14 protein-coding genes and 5 tRNA genes are annotated in these 17,662 nt (G+C 64.2%); 3 read left to right on the forward strand and 16 right to left on the reverse strand.

Annotated features, from left to right (window positions below; all coding sequences use genetic code 11):
* Nucleotides 1-18 precede the first annotated feature (18 nt).
* The 3 genes from ispG to hemA form a co-directional block, all read right to left on the reverse strand.
* A complete protein-coding gene (ispG, locus tag AB9K35_RS03005; protein WP_369924423.1) occupies nucleotides 19-1,155 on the reverse strand; it encodes a flavodoxin-dependent (E)-4-hydroxy-3-methylbut-2-enyl-diphosphate synthase in 1,137 nt (378 codons plus the stop codon).
* Between the two features lie 100 nt (nucleotides 1,156-1,255).
* Complete coding sequence (locus AB9K35_RS03010; RefSeq protein WP_369924424.1) at nucleotides 1,256-2,476, reverse strand: helix-turn-helix domain-containing protein; 1,221 nt, start codon at nucleotides 2,474-2,476, stop codon at nucleotides 1,256-1,258.
* Between the two features lie 129 nt (nucleotides 2,477-2,605).
* Nucleotides 2,606-3,829, reverse strand: a complete 1,224-nt coding sequence (hemA, locus tag AB9K35_RS03015) for a 5-aminolevulinate synthase (RefSeq protein WP_369924426.1) — start codon at nucleotides 3,827-3,829, stop codon at nucleotides 2,606-2,608.
* 390 nt (nucleotides 3,830-4,219) lie between these two features.
* On the opposite strand from hemA, the gene AB9K35_RS03020 reads away from it, so the two are divergent.
* Nucleotides 4,220-5,611 carry a M20/M25/M40 family metallo-hydrolase gene (locus AB9K35_RS03020; RefSeq protein ID WP_369924427.1) on the forward strand — a complete coding sequence of 464 codons (1,392 nt, stop codon included), beginning with the start codon at nucleotides 4,220-4,222 and terminating at the stop codon, nucleotides 5,609-5,611.
* Between the two features lie 229 nt (nucleotides 5,612-5,840).
* Here AB9K35_RS03020 and AB9K35_RS03025 read toward each other — a convergent pair whose 3' ends face one another.
* The 8 genes from AB9K35_RS03025 to AB9K35_RS03060 all read right to left on the reverse strand — a co-directional run bounded on the left by AB9K35_RS03025 (nucleotide 5,841) and on the right by AB9K35_RS03060 (nucleotide 8,453).
* Entirely contained in the window at nucleotides 5,841-6,236 is a 396-nt protein-coding gene (locus AB9K35_RS03025) for an acyl-CoA thioesterase (protein WP_222453496.1), read from the reverse strand.
* 141 nt (nucleotides 6,237-6,377) lie between these two features.
* Nucleotides 6,378-6,454: transfer RNA gene (locus AB9K35_RS03030), tRNA-Asp, on the reverse strand.
* Between the two features lie 80 nt (nucleotides 6,455-6,534).
* Nucleotides 6,535-6,611 (reverse strand) — tRNA-Asp (locus tag AB9K35_RS03035).
* 84 nt (nucleotides 6,612-6,695) lie between these two features.
* Nucleotides 6,696-6,772 (reverse strand) — tRNA-Asp (locus tag AB9K35_RS03040).
* A 199-nt stretch (nucleotides 6,773-6,971) separates the two neighbouring features.
* Nucleotides 6,972-7,047: transfer RNA gene (locus AB9K35_RS03045), tRNA-Val, on the reverse strand.
* An 86-nt stretch (nucleotides 7,048-7,133) separates the two neighbouring features.
* Entirely contained in the window at nucleotides 7,134-7,703 is a 570-nt protein-coding gene (locus AB9K35_RS03050; protein ID WP_369924428.1) for a histidine phosphatase family protein, read from the reverse strand.
* A gap of 120 nt (nucleotides 7,704-7,823) precedes the next feature.
* A tRNA-Val gene (locus AB9K35_RS03055) sits at nucleotides 7,824-7,898 on the reverse strand.
* A gap of 99 nt (nucleotides 7,899-7,997) precedes the next feature.
* The gene (locus AB9K35_RS03060) at nucleotides 7,998-8,453 is read right to left on the reverse strand and encodes an Lrp/AsnC family transcriptional regulator (RefSeq protein ID WP_369924430.1); all 456 of its coding nucleotides are present in this window, start codon (nucleotides 8,451-8,453) and stop codon (nucleotides 7,998-8,000) included.
* 132 nt (nucleotides 8,454-8,585) lie between these two features.
* Here AB9K35_RS03060 and AB9K35_RS03065 point away from each other — a divergent pair, with 132 nt between their 5' ends.
* Nucleotides 8,586-9,635: a Glu/Leu/Phe/Val dehydrogenase gene (locus AB9K35_RS03065; RefSeq protein ID WP_369924432.1), complete on the forward strand. Its 1,050-nt coding sequence runs from the start codon at nucleotides 8,586-8,588 to the stop codon at nucleotides 9,633-9,635.
* Between the two features lie 307 nt (nucleotides 9,636-9,942).
* Here AB9K35_RS03065 and lon read toward each other — a convergent pair whose 3' ends face one another.
* From lon to tgt, 5 genes are all read right to left on the reverse strand, one after another.
* Nucleotides 9,943-12,354: an endopeptidase La gene (gene lon / locus AB9K35_RS03070; RefSeq protein ID WP_222453500.1), complete on the reverse strand. Its 2,412-nt coding sequence runs from the start codon at nucleotides 12,352-12,354 to the stop codon at nucleotides 9,943-9,945.
* A gap of 234 nt (nucleotides 12,355-12,588) precedes the next feature.
* Entirely contained in the window at nucleotides 12,589-13,260 is a 672-nt protein-coding gene (locus tag AB9K35_RS03075) for a hypothetical protein (protein ID WP_369924433.1), read from the reverse strand.
* 99 nt (nucleotides 13,261-13,359) lie between these two features.
* Entirely contained in the window at nucleotides 13,360-14,322 is a 963-nt protein-coding gene (locus AB9K35_RS03080; RefSeq protein ID WP_369924435.1) for a hypothetical protein, read from the reverse strand.
* A complete protein-coding gene (locus AB9K35_RS03085; RefSeq protein ID WP_369924436.1) occupies nucleotides 14,322-14,963 on the reverse strand; it encodes a hypothetical protein in 642 nt (213 codons plus the stop codon). Before AB9K35_RS03085 ends, AB9K35_RS03080 begins: the two co-directional genes overlap by 1 nt.
* A gap of 74 nt (nucleotides 14,964-15,037) precedes the next feature.
* Nucleotides 15,038-16,168 (reverse strand): tRNA guanosine(34) transglycosylase Tgt, encoded by a 1,131-nt coding sequence (tgt, locus tag AB9K35_RS03090; RefSeq protein WP_369924437.1) that lies wholly within the window; start codon nucleotides 16,166-16,168, stop codon nucleotides 15,038-15,040.
* Nucleotides 16,169-16,237: 69 nt separating this feature from the next.
* Between tgt and rimK the strand changes: the two genes are divergently transcribed.
* Nucleotides 16,238-17,644 (forward strand): 30S ribosomal protein S6--L-glutamate ligase, encoded by a 1,407-nt coding sequence (gene rimK, locus AB9K35_RS03095; RefSeq protein WP_222453505.1) that lies wholly within the window; start codon nucleotides 16,238-16,240, stop codon nucleotides 17,642-17,644.
* Nucleotides 17,645-17,662 lie beyond the last annotated feature (18 nt).

Here is a 17,662-nt window from a genome sequence, read left to right on the forward strand (position 1 = left end):
GCGCGCCCGCAGACGCCGTTATTCTGCCGCGTCCTGCGTTGTTTTGGCCTGGGCCGCCTCGATCTCGGCGGCCTTTTTCTCGACCTCTTCAACGATGTGATCGACCATCTGGTCGTTGGACATCTTGTGGCTGGCCTTGCCCGCCAGATAGACCATGCCGGAGCCTGCACCGCCGCCGGTGAAGCCGACATCGGTCATCAGCGCCTCGCCGGGGCCATTGACCACGCAGCCGATGATGCTGAGGCTCATCGGGGTCTTCACATGCTCCAGCCGCCGCTCCAGCTTTTCCACCGTCTTGATCACGTCAAACCCCTGCCGCGCACAGCTGGGACAGGAGATGATGTTGACGCCGCGATGGCGCAGGCCGAGGGATTTGAGGATCTCGAAGCCGACCTTGACCTCTTCGACCGGATCCGCCGACAGGCTGACGCGCAGGGTGTCGCCGATGCCCATCCACAGCAATTGGCCAAGGCCGATGGCGGATTTGATGGTGCCGGAGACAAAGCCCCCTGCCTCGGTGATACCGAGGTGGATCGGCGCATCTGTGGCCTCCGCCAGCTGCTGGTAGGCGGCAGCGGACATGAAAACATCCGACGCCTTCACCGAGATCTTGAACTCGTGGAAGTCGTGGTCCTGCAGGATGCGGATGTGATCCAGGCCGGATTCAACCATCGCTTCCGGGCAGGGCTCGCCGTATTTTTCCAGCAGGTGCTTTTCGAGGCTGCCCGCGTTCACGCCGATGCGGATCGAGCAGTTGTGGTCGCGGGCGGCCTTGATCACCTCGGCCACGCGCTTTTCATCGCCGATGTTACCGGGGTTGATGCGCAGGCAGGCAGCCCCCGCCTCGGCGGCCTCGATGCCGCGCTTGTAGTGGAAATGGATGTCGGCGACGATCGGCACCGGGCTTTCGCGCACGATCTCCTTCAGCGCCCGCGACGACGCCTCGTCCGGCACCGAGACGCGCACCAGGTCGGCGCCGGCCTCAGCCGCCGCCTGCACCTGCCCCACCGTCGCCGCCACATCGGTGGTCAGCGTGTTGGTCATCGTCTGCACCGCAATCGGGGCGTCGCCGCCGATGGCGACGTTGCCGACGTGGATCTGGCGGCTTTTGCGGCGCTCGATGTGGCGCCAGGGGCGGATATGGTTCATCGACATGAGTGGCGTGTCCCGGCTGGATCCTGTTGGCGTCTAGATACGCGCAGGCGGGCGGAGCTGCAATGGCAGCCGCCAAAAGCCCGCAGGTTTCATGAAATCGTTACTCGCCCGGCTGGGTTTCGGGCTGCGCCTGCAACTGCGCCACCAAGGTCGCAAGCGCCTGGTTCCGGTCATCCGCCAGATCAGCCAGTTCGAAGCGGCTGGTGATCGCATCCATCGACAGTTCGATGTTCTTGGAGACCTGGCCGCGCTTGCCGACAGGGCCGAAATGCTCCCCGTTGACGGCAAAGTAGATGGCGCTGCTCTCGCCGGTGCGCAGCTTGGGCGCATCCTCGGTCAGAGGCACCTGGAAGCGCTGTCCTGCATCCATGATGGTTTCGAAGATCACGCTGCCATCCGCGGCGGTAACCTGCACCCAGGACGGCCGCACGGCCACCATTTCGACGCCCGGTTTGACCTCTGCAACCACCTGCGGCACTGGCTGATGCGGCCCGGCGACTGTCGCATCATGCGGCAGGCTCGCCTCGGCAAGTGCAAGGCTGGGCGGTTCGGGTGCCGCGAAATTTCCAAGGCTGGAAGGGTCCAGGGTCGCGATCGGCGCATCGCGCGCAACAAGGACCGGCACGTCCAGCGCCTGCGGTCGATAGAGGCGATCCAGCGCTTCGGCCGCCGGATCCTGCGCGCCCTCCTCGCCAAGCAGAACGGCGCTGTTCAGCGGGTCGAGATCCGCCAGAACCGCCGGTGTCTGATCGACCGGGGCGAACTGCACCTGCTGCACCTCTTTCAGCACCGACCAGCCGCCGTAGCCGATGCCGCCGATCAGGGCGACCAGCACCATCAGCGATCCGATGGCGCGCGGCTCGATCTGGCTCAGCAGGCTGCTGGGCGCAGGCACGTACGGGGTTGCAGAGCCGGTGAAGGCATCACCGCCCAGCCCGGTGGAGCGCACCCGCGGCGCAGCGCCGGTCTTGCTCCGCCCCGAGGCCTCGGCCGACATGCCATGGGCAACGCTGAAGCCGCTTTCCCGGCAGAAGGCGTTGAACGCCTCTTCCGGATCCATGTTCAGATATCGCGCGTAGGACCGTACGTAACCGGCGATGAAGCCGGGGGTGTCAAAGGCGGAAGGATCGGAATTTTCAATGGCGGCAATGTAGGAGGCTTTGATGCGCAATTCTCGCTGCACATCCAGCAGCGATTTGCCCATGGTGGCGCGCTCCCCGCGCATCATGTCGCCCAATCGCAGCTCGAAATCGTCAAAACCCTTGGGTTCCGCCGGTTTGTCATGCTCTTCATGCTTGCGCTGAGTAAAGCGCCCGATCATGCCTGCCGTCCCATAAATGCCTGCCGCAATCGTCCCCGAGTGGTGAAAGAATCACAGTTGCGACTCAAATCCACGTATTGATTGACAACAGCGTAACACACGCAGCGTAAAATTACACTGATCAGTATGTTAACCGGCAAGTTCGGCACGATTCAGCGCACAATGCGACCACAATGCGTCCATCGCGTTGACCAGCGCATCAATTTCGCGCGGTCCATGCACCGGCGACGGCGTGAAGCGCAGCCGCTCGGTGCCGCGCGGCACGGTCGGGAAGTTGATCGGCTGCACGTAGATGCCGTAATCCTCGAGCAGATGATCGGACAGCACCTTGGTATGCACCGGGTTGCCGACGATCACCGGGACGATGTGGCTGCCGTGGTCGATGATCGGCAGGCCCAGCCCTTTCAGGCGCAATTTCAGCACCTTGGCCTGTTCCTGATGCTTGTCGCGCAGCTCCTGCGCCTGCTTCAGATGCGCAACCGAGGCCGCCGCCCCCGCCGCCACCGCAGGTGCCAGCGAGGTGGTGAAGATGAAGCCCGGAGCGTAGGAGCGGATCGCGTCGCACATCTTGGCGGAGGCCGCGATATAGCCGCCCATGACGCCATAGGCCTTGGCGAGGGTGCCGTTGATGATGTCGATGCGATGCGCCAGGCGGTCCCGCTCTGTCACGCCGCCACCGCGGGGGCCGTACATGCCGACCGCATGGACCTCATCGATATAGGTCAGCGCGCCGAACTCATCCGCAAGGTCGCAGATCTCGGCGATCGGGCCGAAATCGCCGTCCATCGAGTAGACCGACTCAAAGGCGATCAGCTTGGGCGCCTTGGGGTCGTCCGCCTCCAGCAGCTCGCGCAGATGGGCAACATCGTTGTGGCGGAAGATGCGCTTGGCGCCACCATTGCGGCGCACGCCCTCGATCATCGAGGCATGGTTCAGCGCATCGGAATAGATGATGAGGCCCGGGAAAAGCTTGGGCAGGGTCGAAAGCGTCGCGTCATTGGCGATATAGGCAGAGGTGAACAGCAGCGCCGCTTCCTTGCCGTGCAGATCCGCCAGTTCCGCCTCCAGCTGCTTGTGATAGACGGTGGTGCCGGAGATGTTGCGGGTGCCGCCCGAGCCTGCCCCGGTCGCATCGATCGCTTCATGCATGGCCTGCAGCACAACCGGGTGCTGGCCCATGCCCAGGTAGTCATTGCCGCACCAGACGGTAATATCCTGCTGGCTGCCGTCGGGACGCGACCAGACCGCATGTGGGAAATGGCCCTTCTTGCGCTCGATGTCGATGAAGGTCCGGTAGCGGCCCTCGTCATGAAGGCTGGCAATCGCTGCGTCCAGTTTCGCGGTATAGTCCACCGGCATCTCCATAGCTAAAGGTGTTCCAGAGGAACACGCGGGGCTGTGTTCAGGGCACTGCCTTCTGGCGATGCGGCCACATTCACGTTGGCGACGTGGTTACCGCAGCTGCCCCTTCCGATCAACTCCATACGCCCAGGCCCGGCTGCGCGACATTGATGCAGGTCAAATAGAACTTATTGCATGTGTCGGCAAGAACTCCTGCCGCCTGCGCGCCCGATTGTGACGGTGCGTCGCACGCCCGCACCGCCTGCCGCACGGGCGAGCAGCCCAGGAAAGGCAGCGCCCGCGGTTGTTTGCAACCTCTGGCCCCTGCCGGGGCACGCTGTTAGGCTCCGCGGCAAAACGACACCAGCGCCGGTGCGTCCGGCCAGGAAGGAGACCACGAGAATGGCATTGAACGACGTATTGGACCGCATCGACGCAGATCTGAGCGCAGCAACCGACCGGCTGCTGGACCTGCTGCGCATCCAGTCGATTTCCACCGATCCGGCCTACAAGGCCGAATGCGACAAGGCGGCGGACTGGCTGGTGGCCGACCTCAACAGCATCGGCATCAAGGCGGAAAAACGCGAAACCCCAGGCCATCCGATGGTCGTGGGCCATGTCGGCGAGGAGAAAAGCGACGCGCCGCATCTGTTGTTCTACGGTCATTATGACGTGCAGCCGGTGGATCCGCTGAACCTGTGGAACACACCGCCGTTCGAACCCCAGCTGGAGGAAACCCCGAACGGCACCGTGATCCGCGGCCGCGGGGCCTCGGACGACAAGGGCCAGCTGATGACCTTCGTCGAGGCCTGCCGCGCCTGGAAGGCGGTGAACGGTTCCCTGCCCTGCCGCATCACCTTTTTCTTCGAGGGCGAAGAAGAGAGCGGCTCGCCCTCGCTGATCCCCTTCCTCGAGGCCGCCAAGGAAGAACTGTCGGCCGACATCGCGCTGATCTGCGACACCTCGATGGTGTCGCGCGGGGTGCCGTCGATTGCCTCGCAGCTGCGCGGCATGCTGAAGGATGAATTCACCCTGACCGGCCCGCGCATCGACCTGCATTCGGGCCATTACGGCGGCCCGGGCCTGAACCCGCTGCGCGAGATCTCGCATATCATCGCCTCATTCCACGACCCCGAGACCGGCGCCGTGGCGGTCGACGGCTTCTACGAGGGCGTGCACGAGGTGCCCGAGGACATCCTGCGCCAGTGGCAGGGCTGCGGCTTTGACGAGCAGGACTACCTGTCCAACGCAGGCTACACCCAAGCGCACGGGGAAAAGAAATACTCGGTGCTGGAACAGCAGTGGGCGCGCCCGACGCTGGAGATCAACGGGCTGTGGGGCGGCTACCAGGGCGCAGGCTCCAAGACCGTGATCCCGGCGCAGGCGCATTGCAAGATCACCTGCCGCCTGGTCGGCGACATGGACCCCGACGCGCTGCGCCAGAAGATCCGCAAACACGTCGAGGACCGGCTGCCCGCCGATTGCACCGTCACCTGGGACGTGGATCTCGAAGGCTCCCCCGCCTATGTGATCGACACCACCCGGCCCGAATTCGAAGCCGCCCGCGGCGCGCTGAGCGACGAATGGAACCGCGAGGCGGTGTTCTCGGGCATGGGCGGCTCGATCCCGGTGGCAGGCTATTTCAAGTCGATCCTCGGCATGGACGCGATGCTGATCGGCTTTGCCAACGAAGATGACGCGATCCACTCGCCGAACGAGAAATACGACCTGGAGAGCTTCCACAAGGGCATTCGCTCCTGGGCGCGGGTCCTTGACGCGCTGTCGCGCAAGTAAGCCGCCGCAGGTGGAAGCTCTGAAGGGCTCCGCCCGTTCGACCCTGAAACGCTCCCCCGGAGCGTTTCCTGGACGGGCCTCACTCCACAAGGGCATCCGCTCCTGGGCGCGGGTCCTCGACGCGCTGTCGCGCAAGTAGACGGCGCCGGATTGAGGCACCCCAGGTGCCGTCTTGATAGCCACAAAGCCCCGGCTGCGGCCGGGGCTTTTTACACCCGCGTACCGGTGTTCAGCCTGCGTCGCGGATCACCGGGCGCGGGCGGGCGTTCTCATCCAGCGCCACGAAGGTGAAAATCGCCTCGGTCACCTGCTGGGTCTCCTCCTGATGGCGGGCCCGGCGCCAGGCCCGCACCCGGATCCGCATCGAGGTGCGCCCGATCTTCAGCATTTCCGCAAACAGCGACACCTCGTCCCCTACCAGCACCGGGCGGTGAAACTGGATCTCCTCGACCGAGACCGTCGACGCCCTGCCCTTGGAGACCCGCGCGGCGATGGTTCCCGCCGCAAGGTCCATCTGGCTCATCAGCCAGCCACCAAAGATGTCGCCCGCCGGGTTGGTATCGGTGGGCATCGCGATCACGCGCAGCGTGGGCTGGGTTTCGGGCGGCTGCATCTGCTGGCTCATCTACTGTCTCCTGGCGCAAACGGGGCTATCCCCAGCATTGCAGCCGCGCACAGCAGACGAAAGAGCCAAGCGGCAAAACACCCGAAAGCGAAGTGCCACGGTGCCATAAAAACATGCAAATTCCGGGAGAAGTGGAGAAAGTGGCGCGGTTGACGGGGCTCGAACCCGCGACCCCCGGCGTGACAGGCCGGTACTCTAACCAACTGAGCTACAACCGCGCATGGGCCTTTCGGCTGGCCATCTCTGGCCGGTTTCCCCTCCGGGACGGACCCTGAAACGTCAGGGCGACGGGCGAAAGTGGCGCGGTTGACGGGGCTCGAACCCGCGACCCCCGGCGTGACAGGCCGGTACTCTAACCAACTGAGCTACAACCGCATTTTCGCCTTGCGGCGGACCGTTTCCAGTCCAGTTCCCCTCCGGGGCGGGTTCCGTTTCAGCCCCGGAACAGGGGCGCAGCAGTGGCGCGGTTGACGGGGCTCGAACCCGCGACCCCCGGCGTGACAGGCCGGTACTCTAACCAACTGAGCTACAACCGCCCGCTGCGTCTTCAGCATCGCTGCTGAATGTTGGGCTGTAATATGCGCCACCCTGCGCACCGTCAAGCCGTGTTTTGCCTTTTTCGGAACTTTCCTGGAAAAAAATCCGAACCCACCCCTAAGCCCCTGAAACAAAACAAAAAACGCCTCCACGAAACCCGTGAAGGCGTATGCGTTCAGTCGTCGAAAATAGGGAGAATGGTGGGTCGTGAGAGGCTCGAACTCCCGACATCTTCGGTGTAAACGAAGCGCTCTACCAACTGAGCTAACGACCCGTTGGCCGGGGATTTAGACAATGGCGCTGGCGGACGCAAGAGGGAAAAGAAGATTTTTTTGCCCCGCGAAGGCAGCGACCGACGGCCTAGGCCAGGACCGTTTCCCGGCCGTTCTCCAGAACATACACGCACCCCTGCCCGTTCGGCAGCGCCGCCATCTGGTCCCGCGTCAACCCGCAGGCAATTCCCCGCATGACCTGCCCCAGAAGCCCATGGGCCACCACGACCGAGGGACCTTCAAGCGACTGCATGAAGGCGAGGATGCGACCGTGAAAGCGCTCATACCCCTCGCCGCCCGGCGCATTACAGAACAGGTCCAGATTCTGCGGGTTGCTGGCATAGATCTCCGGGTAGGTGCGCTCGACTTCCGACAGGGTCATACCCTGCAACTCGCCCGCATAGGCCTCGGCCAACCTCGGATCGGTTTCAAACGGGGCACCGCCCAACGCAATGTCCGCAGTCTGCTGCGCGCGCCCCAGCGGAGAGACGAAGCAGCGCAGATCCGGCGTCAGATAGGGCTGCATCAATTGCGCCTGACGACGCGCCTGCTCGATTCCCAGCTGGGTCAACGGTGATTCCAGCTGTCCCTGGATGCGGTGCTCGGCATTCCAGTGGGTCTGTCCATGACGCAACAGCCAGATCTTGGGAAAGAGCATGGCGGCCTCCTTGTTTGCCCTCACAGTGGTAACGGCAGCAGACGGCAACAGGAAGCCGGAAACAACAGGCGCAAAAGCAAAAGGCGCTCAACCTTTTTCAGGGAGCGCCTTTCAGAAAGATGGTGGGTGATAAGAGATTTGAACTCCTGACATCTTCGATGTGAACGAAGCGCTCTACCACTGAGCTAATCACCCGTGAGGCAGGGTATTACCCGCAGGTCGCGGCCTCTGCAAGAGGGTCCGGCGAAGAAATTTTACCCGACGCCCAATTTTATCGGCTCTCGCCAACAGCTCTCAGCAACCGGGCAGCGCGTCCCGCTGAATCATCGTGCGCAGGGTGAAGCTCGATCGCGTGTTGCGAATCCCCGGCACCCGCATCAGCCGGTCCTCGAGGAAACGGTCAAAGTCGGCAAGATCTTCCGCCACCACCCGCAGCAGGATATCCCGGGTGCCGGTCATCAGGTAGCATTCCATCACCTGGTCGAACCGGCGCACCGCGTTTTCAAAGGCCATCAATGCGTCCCGCGATTGCCGCTCCAGCTCCACCGCCACGAAGATCGTCACCGGCAGCCCCAGCTTGGCCTGGTCCACCCGGGCCGAATAGCCGCTGATGACACCGCTTTCCTCCAGGTTGGCCACCCGCCGCGCACAGGGCGTCGGCGACAGGCCGACCATGGACGACAGCTCCGAGATCCGCAGCCGCCCATTGCGCTGCAAGGCTGCCACGATCTTACGATCAATCGAATCCACGCCGGTTTCCTCCAAAATTCTCTTTCAGATGACACTCTACCACCAAAACGGCGCGTTCGAGCAGCCATTTTTGGTGAAAACCGGCTCTGCGACCAGACTAGTATTCCGGCACCCTGAGGAGGAACTATCCAGATGTCCGTGACCGCCGTTGCATCCACCACCCATGAAGAAATTGTCCGCGTCGAGGACGCCTCTATCGGACTGGTGGGATATATCGCCATCCATTCCACCCTGCTCGGCCCCGCAGCTGGCGGGCTGCGCATGCGCCCCTATGCCTCCGAGGACGAGGCCCTCACCGACGTCAAGCGCCTCAGCGAGGGCATGACCTACAAGAACGCCGCAGCCGGTCTGCCGCTGGGCGGCGGCAAGGCGGTCATCATCGGCGACCCGACGGCGCAGAAATCGCCGGAGCTGCTTCGCGCCTTTGCCCGCGCCATCAACACGCTGGACGGCCGCTACATCACCGCCGAGGACATGGGCATGACCCCGGCCGACATGGCCCTGCTGGCCGAGGAAACCAGCTGCGTCGCCGGTCTGCCGGATGGTGAGTTTGCCAGCGGCGATCCCTCGCCGGTGACCGCGCGCGGGATCTTCAACGCCATCTGCACCACACAGGCGCACAAGCACGGCAGCCGCGACCTCACCGGGCTCACCGTATCGGTTCAGGGGCTGGGGCATGTCGGCTGGTACCTGTGCCAGTTCCTCTCAGAGGCAGGCGCCAAACTGGTGGTGACCGACATCGACGCCGCCCGGGTGGAAAAGGCCGTGGCGGAGTTCGATGCGCGCCCCGTCGGGCTCGAGGAAATCTACGGCGTGCAGGCCGACATCTTTGCGCCCTGCGCCATCGGCGGCATTCTGAACGCCCAGACGATCCCGCAACTGAAGGTGAGCATCGTCGCAGGCGGCGCCAACAACCAGCTCGCCACACCGGCTGACGGTGCCGCGCTGCATGACCGTGGCATCCTCTATGCGCCCGATTTCGTCGCCAACGGTGGCGGAATCATCAATGTCGCGACGGAAATCCTGAAAATCTCGGACCGGGCCGGATTCGTGGCCGAGAAACTGGCCGCGCTGGACGCCACCCTGGCCACCATCCTCAACCAGGCGCGGGTCGAGAATACCAGCCCGGACGCAGTCGCCATCGCCACCGTGCAGGCCCGCATGGCGCGCGAGGCGGCCTGAACGCAGCCGCGCCCCACCCTGTCAAACAGCCTGCGGCCCGGCGGCGCCTCCCTCGTCCCGGCTTCAGGCGCGGCTGGTTGCCCTGTCGGGGTCGCCAGCGTGCCGGGCCGGGCAACCGGTCCGGCACCTCCGCCGCCAGACACGCGGATAACGACGCCCCGTCACAGAAGGGCCAGAACGGAAGAGAACACCTGAAAAGGGCGGCCCACGACGGGGCCGCCCTCTTTTTGTATGGATAGGATCTGGTGGCAGGCCGCAGCCTGCCCCGCCCGGCCCGCCAACAGGACGAGCACCGGGCGACCCAGTCTCAGTGGGCGGTGGCAGAGGCGCCGTCGCCCTGTTCCTTCAGCGCCGCCTTGGCAGCAGCGGCTTCCTCGGCCTCTTCGTCCCACTCAATGGGCTCGGGCTTGGAAACCAGCGCATGTTCCAGTACCTCGGACACATGGGAGACAGGGATGATTTCCAGCCCCTCTTTCACGTTGTCCGGGATATCCGGCAGGTCTTTCTCGTTCTCCTGCGGGATCAGCACCGTCTTGATACCGCCGCGCAACGCTGCCAGCAGCTTTTCCTTCAGACCGCCGATGGCGCTGGCATTGCCGCGCAGGGTGACCTCGCCGGTCATGGCGATGTCTTTGCGCACCGGAATGCCGGTCAGCACGGAAACGATGGCGGTCACCATCGCCAGACCGGCGCTGGGGCCATCCTTGGGAGTGGCGCCATCGGGGACGTGGACGTGGATGTCCAGCTTGTCAAAGCGCGGCGGCTTGACGCCGATCTGCGGGCTGATCGAACGCACGTAGCTCGACGCCGCCTCGATCGACTCCTTCATCACGTCGCCCAGCTTGCCGGTGGTCTTCATCCGACCCTTGCCCGGCAGGCGCAGCGCCTCGATCGACAGCAGCTCGCCGCCCACGGAGGTATAGGCCAGCCCGGTGACGACACCGACCTGATCTTCCTTTTCGGCGAGGCCATAGCGGTACTTTTTCACGCCCAGGAATTCGTCCAAGTTGTCGGGCGTGACGGTCACGCTTTCGGCCTCTTTCTTGACGATCTTGGTCAGCGACTTCCGCGCCACCTTGGCGATCTCGCGCTCCAGGTTCCGCACGCCCGCCTCGCGGGTGTAGGTGCGGATCATCTCGGTCAGCGCCTCCTCGGTCAGCTCGAACTCCTTGGCCTTCAAGCCGTGGTTCTTCACCTGCTTGGAGATCAGGTGCTGCTTGGCGATCTCGCGCTTTTCGTCCTCGGTGTAGCCGGACAGCGGGATGATCTCCATCCGGTCCAGGAGCGGCCCGGGCATGTTGTAGCTGTTCGAGGTGGTCAGGAACATCACGTTCGAGAGGTCGTATTCGACCTCCAGATAGTGGTCCATGAAGGTGCTGTTCTGTTCAGGGTCCAGAACCTCCAGCATCGCCGAGGCCGGGTCGCCGCGGAAATCCTGCCCCATCTTGTCGATTTCATCGAGCAAGATCAGCGGGTTGGTGGTCTTGGCCTTCTTCAGCGCCTGGATGATCTTGCCGGGCATCGAGCCGATGTAGGTGCGGCGGTGGCCGCGGATCTCGGACTCGTCGCGCACGCCACCCAAGCTGATGCGGATGAACTCGCGCCCCGTTGCCTTGGCGACAGATTTACCCAGCGAGGTCTTACCCACGCCCGGAGGGCCGACAAGGCACAGGATCGGCCCCTTCAGCTTGGCCGAGCGCTGCTGCACCGCCAGGTATTCGACGATGCGTTCCTTGACCTTCTCCAGACCATAGTGATCCGCATCCAGGATCTGCTGGGCGCGGGCCAGGTCTTTCTTGACGCGGGACTTGGTGCCCCACGGGATCGACAGCATCCAGTCGAGGTAGTTGCGCACCACGGTGGCTTCCGCCGACATCGGCGACATGTTCTTGAGCTTCTTCAGCTCTGCCTCGGCCTTCTCGCGCGCTTCCTTGGAGAGCTTGGTGGCGGCGATCTTCTCTTCCAGCTCCTGGATCTCGCCAGAGCCATCCTCGCCATCGCCGAGCTCCTTCTGAATGGCCTTCATCTGCTCATTCAGGTAGTACTCGCGCTGGGTCTTCTCCATCTGCGACTTGACGCGGGTCTTGATCTTTTTCTCGACCTGAAGGACCGACATTTCGCCCTGCATCAGCCCGTACACCTTCTCCAGGCGTTCGCTGATGCTGAGGGTTTCCAGCAGTTCCTGCTTGCGGTCGACCTCGATGCCCAGATGGCCCGCCACCAGGTCGGCCAGCTTGGCCGGTTCGGTGGTCTCGCCAACGGCGGACAGCGCTTCCTCGGGGATGTTCTTGCGCACCTTGGCGTAACGCTCGAACTCGTCTCCCACAGTGCGCACCAGCGCCTCGGTGGTGGTCACGTCGCCCGGAATCTCGGTCAGCTCGACGGCCTTGGCCTCGAAGAAGCTGTCGTTCTCCAGGAATTCGGTGATCTTCACGCGGGTCTGGCCTTCGACCAGCACCTTGACGGTGCCGTCGGGCAGTTTCAGCAGCTGCAGCACATTGGCCAGCACGCCAGCGGTGTAGATGCCATCGGTTTCGGGATCGTCCTCGGCCGGGTCGATCTGGCTGGACAGCAGGATCTGCTTGTCATCCGCCATGACCTCTTCCAGGGCACGCACCGATTTTTCCCGGCCCACGAACAGCGGCACGATCATGTGGGGGAACACCACGATGTCGCGCAGCGGCAGGACTGGGTAGGAGGAATTGAGTGGCTCTTGCATACTCGGTCCTTTGGTTTGGCAAGACGGTCCGGCCCCGGTCATCGGCAGCTTTGGCCCGTCTCCTCATTGGATGTCTATATCTGGTGGGGCTGTCGAAGATTTTCAACTGCCCTGCTGCCAGGTTGGGGCTCACCTTGCCCGCACCGACGCCGGATCACAAGGGCGCAAATGGGGAAACGGTGAGCAAAGCAATAACGAGACCGTCAAGCGGGCATGTCGCCTGCGACTTGCGCATCAGGGGCGCTCCAGCGTCACCAGGCCACGGGTGATGTGACCTGCCGGGCCGGTTTCACGGTACGTGCCGCTGATGCGCGTGGCGTCGATCAGGAACAGGCGATAATCGGCGCGCCGGGGCTCGGGGGTGGCCGTATCCAGCGCCGCTTGCAACCGCAATTGCAGCAGCTGATCCGGGCCGCAGGGCAAACGCCCGATCGCCACCTCGTCGAGAAACACCTCCGCCCCTTCCGGCAGATCGCCGCGTCCGACGCTGGCTGCGCGCAAGCCGCTGCCCGGCTCCGGAGGGGCGCGATCCCGGACCGAGATCGGCATTATCCCGGCCACCGGGGAATCCACCACGAGGCGGCCGTTGCGGAATGTGAGGTTCACCAGCTCGCCACTGCGCTGCGGCATGGGTTCCATGTGGATGCGGCCCGCCGCCGGCACGGCCATCTCTCCCGGCCCCTTGCGCAGGATCCACTGCCCCCGCAGCGCCTGCGCACCGCCTTTGACCAGATCCTCGAGGGGTATGCGGCACCCATCGAGGGCGGGTGCCTTGAAGAAGCTGGACGCCTCCGCCAGCGACCCCGGCGCCGTCTGCACGGTCTGTGCGGTCTCTGCGGTTTGCGCAAGACCGGCTGAACTGCCGCCCAGCACAGCCGCAACGACCAAGGCCTGATACCGGAACATCGCAATCCTCCCCGCTTTTGGCGCCATGCTACCAGCTGAGACCTTCACAACCGGTGAATGCAGGAGCAACGGAGCCAGTCCCTTCCCTGCCGCCCCCGGTCAATGCGCGGGCAGGATCAAAAGCGGCTGCTCCTCTTCCTGCGACAGCCGCTCCAGATAATCGCGTCCATGCACGCCCAATCCGGCGACCCGGTTTGACAGCGCGGGCAGAGCTGCAACCCGAGCTCGGATCTCTGCCATGTCATCAGACAGCGCCGCCGCGGTTGCGAATGCATCCCCAGGATCCGCGGACATCAGCTTGTGCGCCAGCACATCTTGCGGAAACCGCAGCGAGAGGGCTTCGATCTTCCGGAACTGACGCTTTGCCTGCTGCTCGGCCTCGGCCAACTCATTCAGCCAAAACAGAGCCTTGATCTGCGCGGCACCGCACAGCGACACACCGGCAAGCAGGCTGCGCAGCAAGCCCGTATCGACCTTAGGCATCGCCAGCACAGCTTGAACCCCGTCGAGCAGCTTATCAAAACCGTAGTGCAGCTTTTCCTCGGCATTGCGCACCACCGGCTCCGGGTCGAGCCGGTTGGCAGCGTTGTCCAGCCGCTCCAGCGTTGTGCGAATACCCGTCAGCACGTCGCGCAGCCCCAGTTCGCGCAAGCGGTCGGGGAAACCGTCCATCTTGGCCTCAACTCTGTTGATCTGGCCGCCGATGCCGTCCAGGCGGTGCAGGATCATTGCGGTGCTGGCAGCGGTCACGCCAATCCCTGCCACCGAAGAGGCAATATTGACCAGCTGCAGCGATTGCAGTGTCCCCACCGCCTGCTGCAGCGCCGTCAGCTTGCTGCTGATCTGCGCGTTCTGCACGACACCGATAAGTCCGGTGGCGCCGGTCGGGTCAAACGACAGCCCGGTCTGCAGCAGATCGCCCAGCAGCCCTGTCTCCTGCACATGGCCGACAATCTTGCCCGTGGCCGTATCCTTCAGGATCGCGCCATACCGCTGCACTCCGCCAGTAGCAAAATTCAGCATGTGCTCAGCGGGTATGGCAAAGGGAATAGCAACAGGCATCAGCCCAGCTCCTCCAGCCGTTTGGCCAGCAAGCCATCCAATTCAGAGAACAACGTCCCTTTGAGCGAAGGCAGATCCGGCTGCTCTGCATCGCCAAGCACCCGCAGCCGAAGGTCGTCTTCGACGTTCTGAAGAAAGCCCTCCTGCAGCTTGCCCGCAGCCCAGCTGCGCATGCTCGGACCATAGCCCAGCGCCACCGCGCCCGCGCCCACAATCGCTGCAGGCACCGCTGCAATCGAGGCCGCCGGAAACAGAAAGCCACCTGTGGCGATCACGCCGCCTACGAAAGGCAGCGCCGCCAGCGGCGCCACCGAAAACGCCGCCGCCGCGCCTACCGCTGCATAGTCGCTGCCCGACCAGCTGTGCCGGTCATCCCCGGTTTCGACCACCGCGGAAAAAGAACTGTCGATCCCGGCAGAAAAGCGGCGGTACTCCGCCTCGATCCACTGAACCGCCTCCGGCTCAATTTCCGTGCGGTAATATTCCTCCCGCCAGACGTAGGCGGACATCGGCATCTGTTCGATCTTTGCGCGCGCCTTGACCAGCAGCAGCGGCAGGCGTTCCTCCAGCTCTGCTGCGATGCGCCCGCGCTCAGCCGACCACCAATCGATCACCTCAGCCCGGAAAATTTCCTGCGTCATTCAAATTCCCCGACGAAATCAGGCTCCGGGAAAGCTCCGGAGCCTCAACAATTCGGGTCAGTCTGCAACAATTATCACAACCGCTCAATATCGCCCTGGGCGCGGGTCTCGTGGAAGTCCTTTTGCCAAGCCTCGAACGTGCCCGACGCGATGGCATCCCGCATTCCCTGCATGATCTCCTGGAAGTAATGCAGGTTGTGCCAGGTCAGCAGCATGCCCGAGATCATCTCGTTGCTGCGGAACACATGGTGCAGATAGGCGCGGGAATAGCTGCTGCAGGCAGGGCAGGAACAGTTTTCATCCAGCGGCCGCGGGTCGTCCTGGTGGCGGGCATTCTTGATGTTGACCACGCCGTAGCGGGTAAACGCCTGCCCCGTCCGCCCCGAGCGCGACGGCAGCACGCAGTCCATCATGTCAATGCCACGGGCCACCGCGCCCACGATATCGTCGGGCTTGCCCACGCCCATCAGGTAGCGCGGCTTGTCCTCGGGCAGGAAACCGGGCGCATAGTCGAGGCACTCGAACATCGCCTCCTGCCCCTCACCCACGGCGAGGCCACCCACCGCGTAGCCCTCGAACCCGATCTTCTTCAGCGCCTCGGCGCTTTCCTCGCGCAGATCCTGCTCCAGCCCGCCCTGCATGATGCCAAAAAGCGCATGCCCCGGACGGTCGCCAAACGCCTCGCGGCTGCGCTCGGCCCAGCGCATCGACAGGCGCATGCTGTCGGCGATGCGCTTGCGGTCGGCGGGCAGCGCCGGGCATTCGTCGAAACACATCACGATGTCGGAGCCCAGCAAGCGCTGGATCTCCATCGACCGTTCCGGCGTCAACTCATGCTTGGAGCCATCGACATGGGATTTGAAGGTCACGCCCTTCTCGGTGAGCTTGCGCAGCCCGGCCAGCGACATCACCTGGAAGCCGCCCGAGTCGGTCAGGATCGGGCGCTCCCAGTTCATGAACTTGTGCAGACCGCCCAACCGGTCGATGCGCTCGGCGGTGGGGCGCAGCATCAGATGGTAGGTGTTGCCCAGCAGGATATCGGCACCGGTGGCCCGAACGCTCTCGGGCAACATCGCCTTGACGGTGGCGGCGGTGCCCACGGGCATGAACGCCGGGGTGCGGATCTCGCCCCGTGGCGTGTTGATAACACCGGTACGCGCCTTGCCGTCGGTTGCCTTCAGTTCAAAGTTGAAAAGCTCTGCCATCTCGTGTTCCTGCCGTTACCATCACACCGGCAAACCGGTGATTCCCCCTAATGCCAAGGAGCCCCGCGCATGTCCACAGCAGACCCGGCGCCGCAACTCAAACTGGGCTGGGAAGAATGGATCAGCCTGCCCGACCTCGGGTTGCCCGCGCTGCGGGCCAAGGTTGATACAGGCGCCCGGACCTCGTCCCTGCATGCCACCGAGATCGAAACCTTCGGCCCGGTTGCCGCACCAAAGGTGCGTTTCATCGTCCACCCCATTCCCGGCCAGTACGACCTGGAGATCCCCTGCTCGGCGGTCATCAAGGACCGCCGCGAGGTGACCTCCTCCAATGGGGAAAGCGAGATGCGTTTCGTCATCGAGACCGCCCTCGAGGTGGCCGGGCGCAGCTGGCCGGTCGAACTGACCCTGACCGACCGCCGCGGCATGGCCCTGCATATGCTGCTGGGACGCCAGGCGCTGGACAACGTGACGGTGGATCCGTCCGACCGCTTCTGCCAGCCGCAGCTGGACTATTCCGTCTATGCCTCCGCCGACATCCGCAAGGCCGCGCCGCCGCGGGCCCTGCGCGTCGCCATCCTCAGCCGCGAGAGCAACTACTCCAACCGCCGCCTGATCGAGGAAGGCGAAAAGCGCGGCCACACGGTGGAGATCATCGACACCACCCGCTGCTACATGGCGATCAACACGCTGGCCCCCGAAATTCACTATGACGGCCAGCGGCTGCCGCGCTTTGACGCGGTGATCCCGCGGATCGGCGCCTCGGTCACCCAATACGGCACCGCCCTGTTGCGACAGTTCGAAACGCTGGGCACCTTCTGCGTCAACGGCTCCGCCGGGATCACCGCCAGCCGCGACAAGCTGCACGCGCATCAGATCCTTGCGCGCCACAAGATCGGCATGCCTGCCACCGCCTTCGCCGCCTCGCCCAAGGACACCACCAATCTGATCGGCATCGCCGGCGGCGCGCCGCTGATCGTCAAGCTCTTGGAAAGCACGCAAGGCAAAGGCGTGGTGCTGGCGGAAACCAAGAAGGCCGCGGAAAGCGTCATTACCGCCTTCCGCGGGCTGCGCGCCAATTTCCTGGTGCAGCAATTCGTCAAGGAGGCCGCCGGCGAGGACATCCGCTGCTTCGTGGTCGGCCACAAGGTGGTCGCGGCGATGAAACGCTCCGGCGCCGAGGGCGATTTCCGCTCCAACCTGCATCTGGGCGGCAGCGCGGTTGCGGTGCGCATCTCCAAGGAGGAACGCGCCACCGCGGTGCGGGCGGCACGGGCCTTCGGCCTCAACGTCGCGGGCGTCGACCTCTTGCGCTCCGAAAGCGGCCCCAAGGTGCTGGAGGTGAACTCCTCCCCCGGTCTCGAAGGCATCGAGAAGACCTCGGGCAAGAACATCGCCGGGCTGATCCTCGACGAGATCGAGGACCGGGTACGACCGGCCCCCCTGCGGCGGCGCAAGCCCGGGTCTGCGGGCTGACAATCGCGCCAAATCCTG

The organism is Leisingera sp. XS_AS12, from assembly GCF_041224635.1.
Taxonomy (GTDB): Bacteria; Pseudomonadota; Alphaproteobacteria; order Rhodobacterales; family Rhodobacteraceae; genus Leisingera.

What these genes read in the sequence shown, in the direction of transcription:
- tgt (WP_369924437.1), bottom strand. Translation starts at nt 16,168, where the DNA reads ATGGCAGAGCTTTTCAACTTTGAACTGAAGGCAACCGACGGCAAGGCG.
- AB9K35_RS03010 (WP_369924424.1), bottom strand. Translation starts at nt 2,476, where the DNA reads ATGATCGGGCGCTTTACTCAGCGCAAGCATGAAGAGCATGACAAACCG.
- rimK (WP_222453505.1), top strand. Translation starts at nt 16,238, where the DNA reads ATGTCCACAGCAGACCCGGCGCCGCAACTCAAACTGGGCTGGGAAGAA.
- lon (WP_222453500.1), bottom strand. Translation starts at nt 12,354, where the DNA reads ATGCAAGAGCCACTCAATTCCTCCTACCCAGTCCTGCCGCTGCGCGAC.
- AB9K35_RS03065 (WP_369924432.1), top strand. Translation starts at nt 8,586, where the DNA reads ATGTCCGTGACCGCCGTTGCATCCACCACCCATGAAGAAATTGTCCGC.
- AB9K35_RS03080 (WP_369924435.1), bottom strand. Translation starts at nt 14,322, where the DNA reads ATGCCTGTTGCTATTCCCTTTGCCATACCCGCTGAGCACATGCTGAAT.
- AB9K35_RS03085 (WP_369924436.1), bottom strand. Translation starts at nt 14,963, where the DNA reads ATGACGCAGGAAATTTTCCGGGCTGAGGTGATCGATTGGTGGTCGGCT.
- AB9K35_RS03025 (WP_222453496.1), bottom strand. Translation starts at nt 6,236, where the DNA reads ATGAGCCAGCAGATGCAGCCGCCCGAAACCCAGCCCACGCTGCGCGTG.
- AB9K35_RS03050 (WP_369924428.1), bottom strand. Translation starts at nt 7,703, where the DNA reads ATGCTCTTTCCCAAGATCTGGCTGTTGCGTCATGGACAGACCCACTGG.
- AB9K35_RS03075 (WP_369924433.1), bottom strand. Translation starts at nt 13,260, where the DNA reads ATGTTCCGGTATCAGGCCTTGGTCGTTGCGGCTGTGCTGGGCGGCAGT.
- ispG (WP_369924423.1), bottom strand. Translation starts at nt 1,155, where the DNA reads ATGTCGATGAACCATATCCGCCCCTGGCGCCACATCGAGCGCCGCAAA.
- AB9K35_RS03020 (WP_369924427.1), top strand. Translation starts at nt 4,220, where the DNA reads ATGGCATTGAACGACGTATTGGACCGCATCGACGCAGATCTGAGCGCA.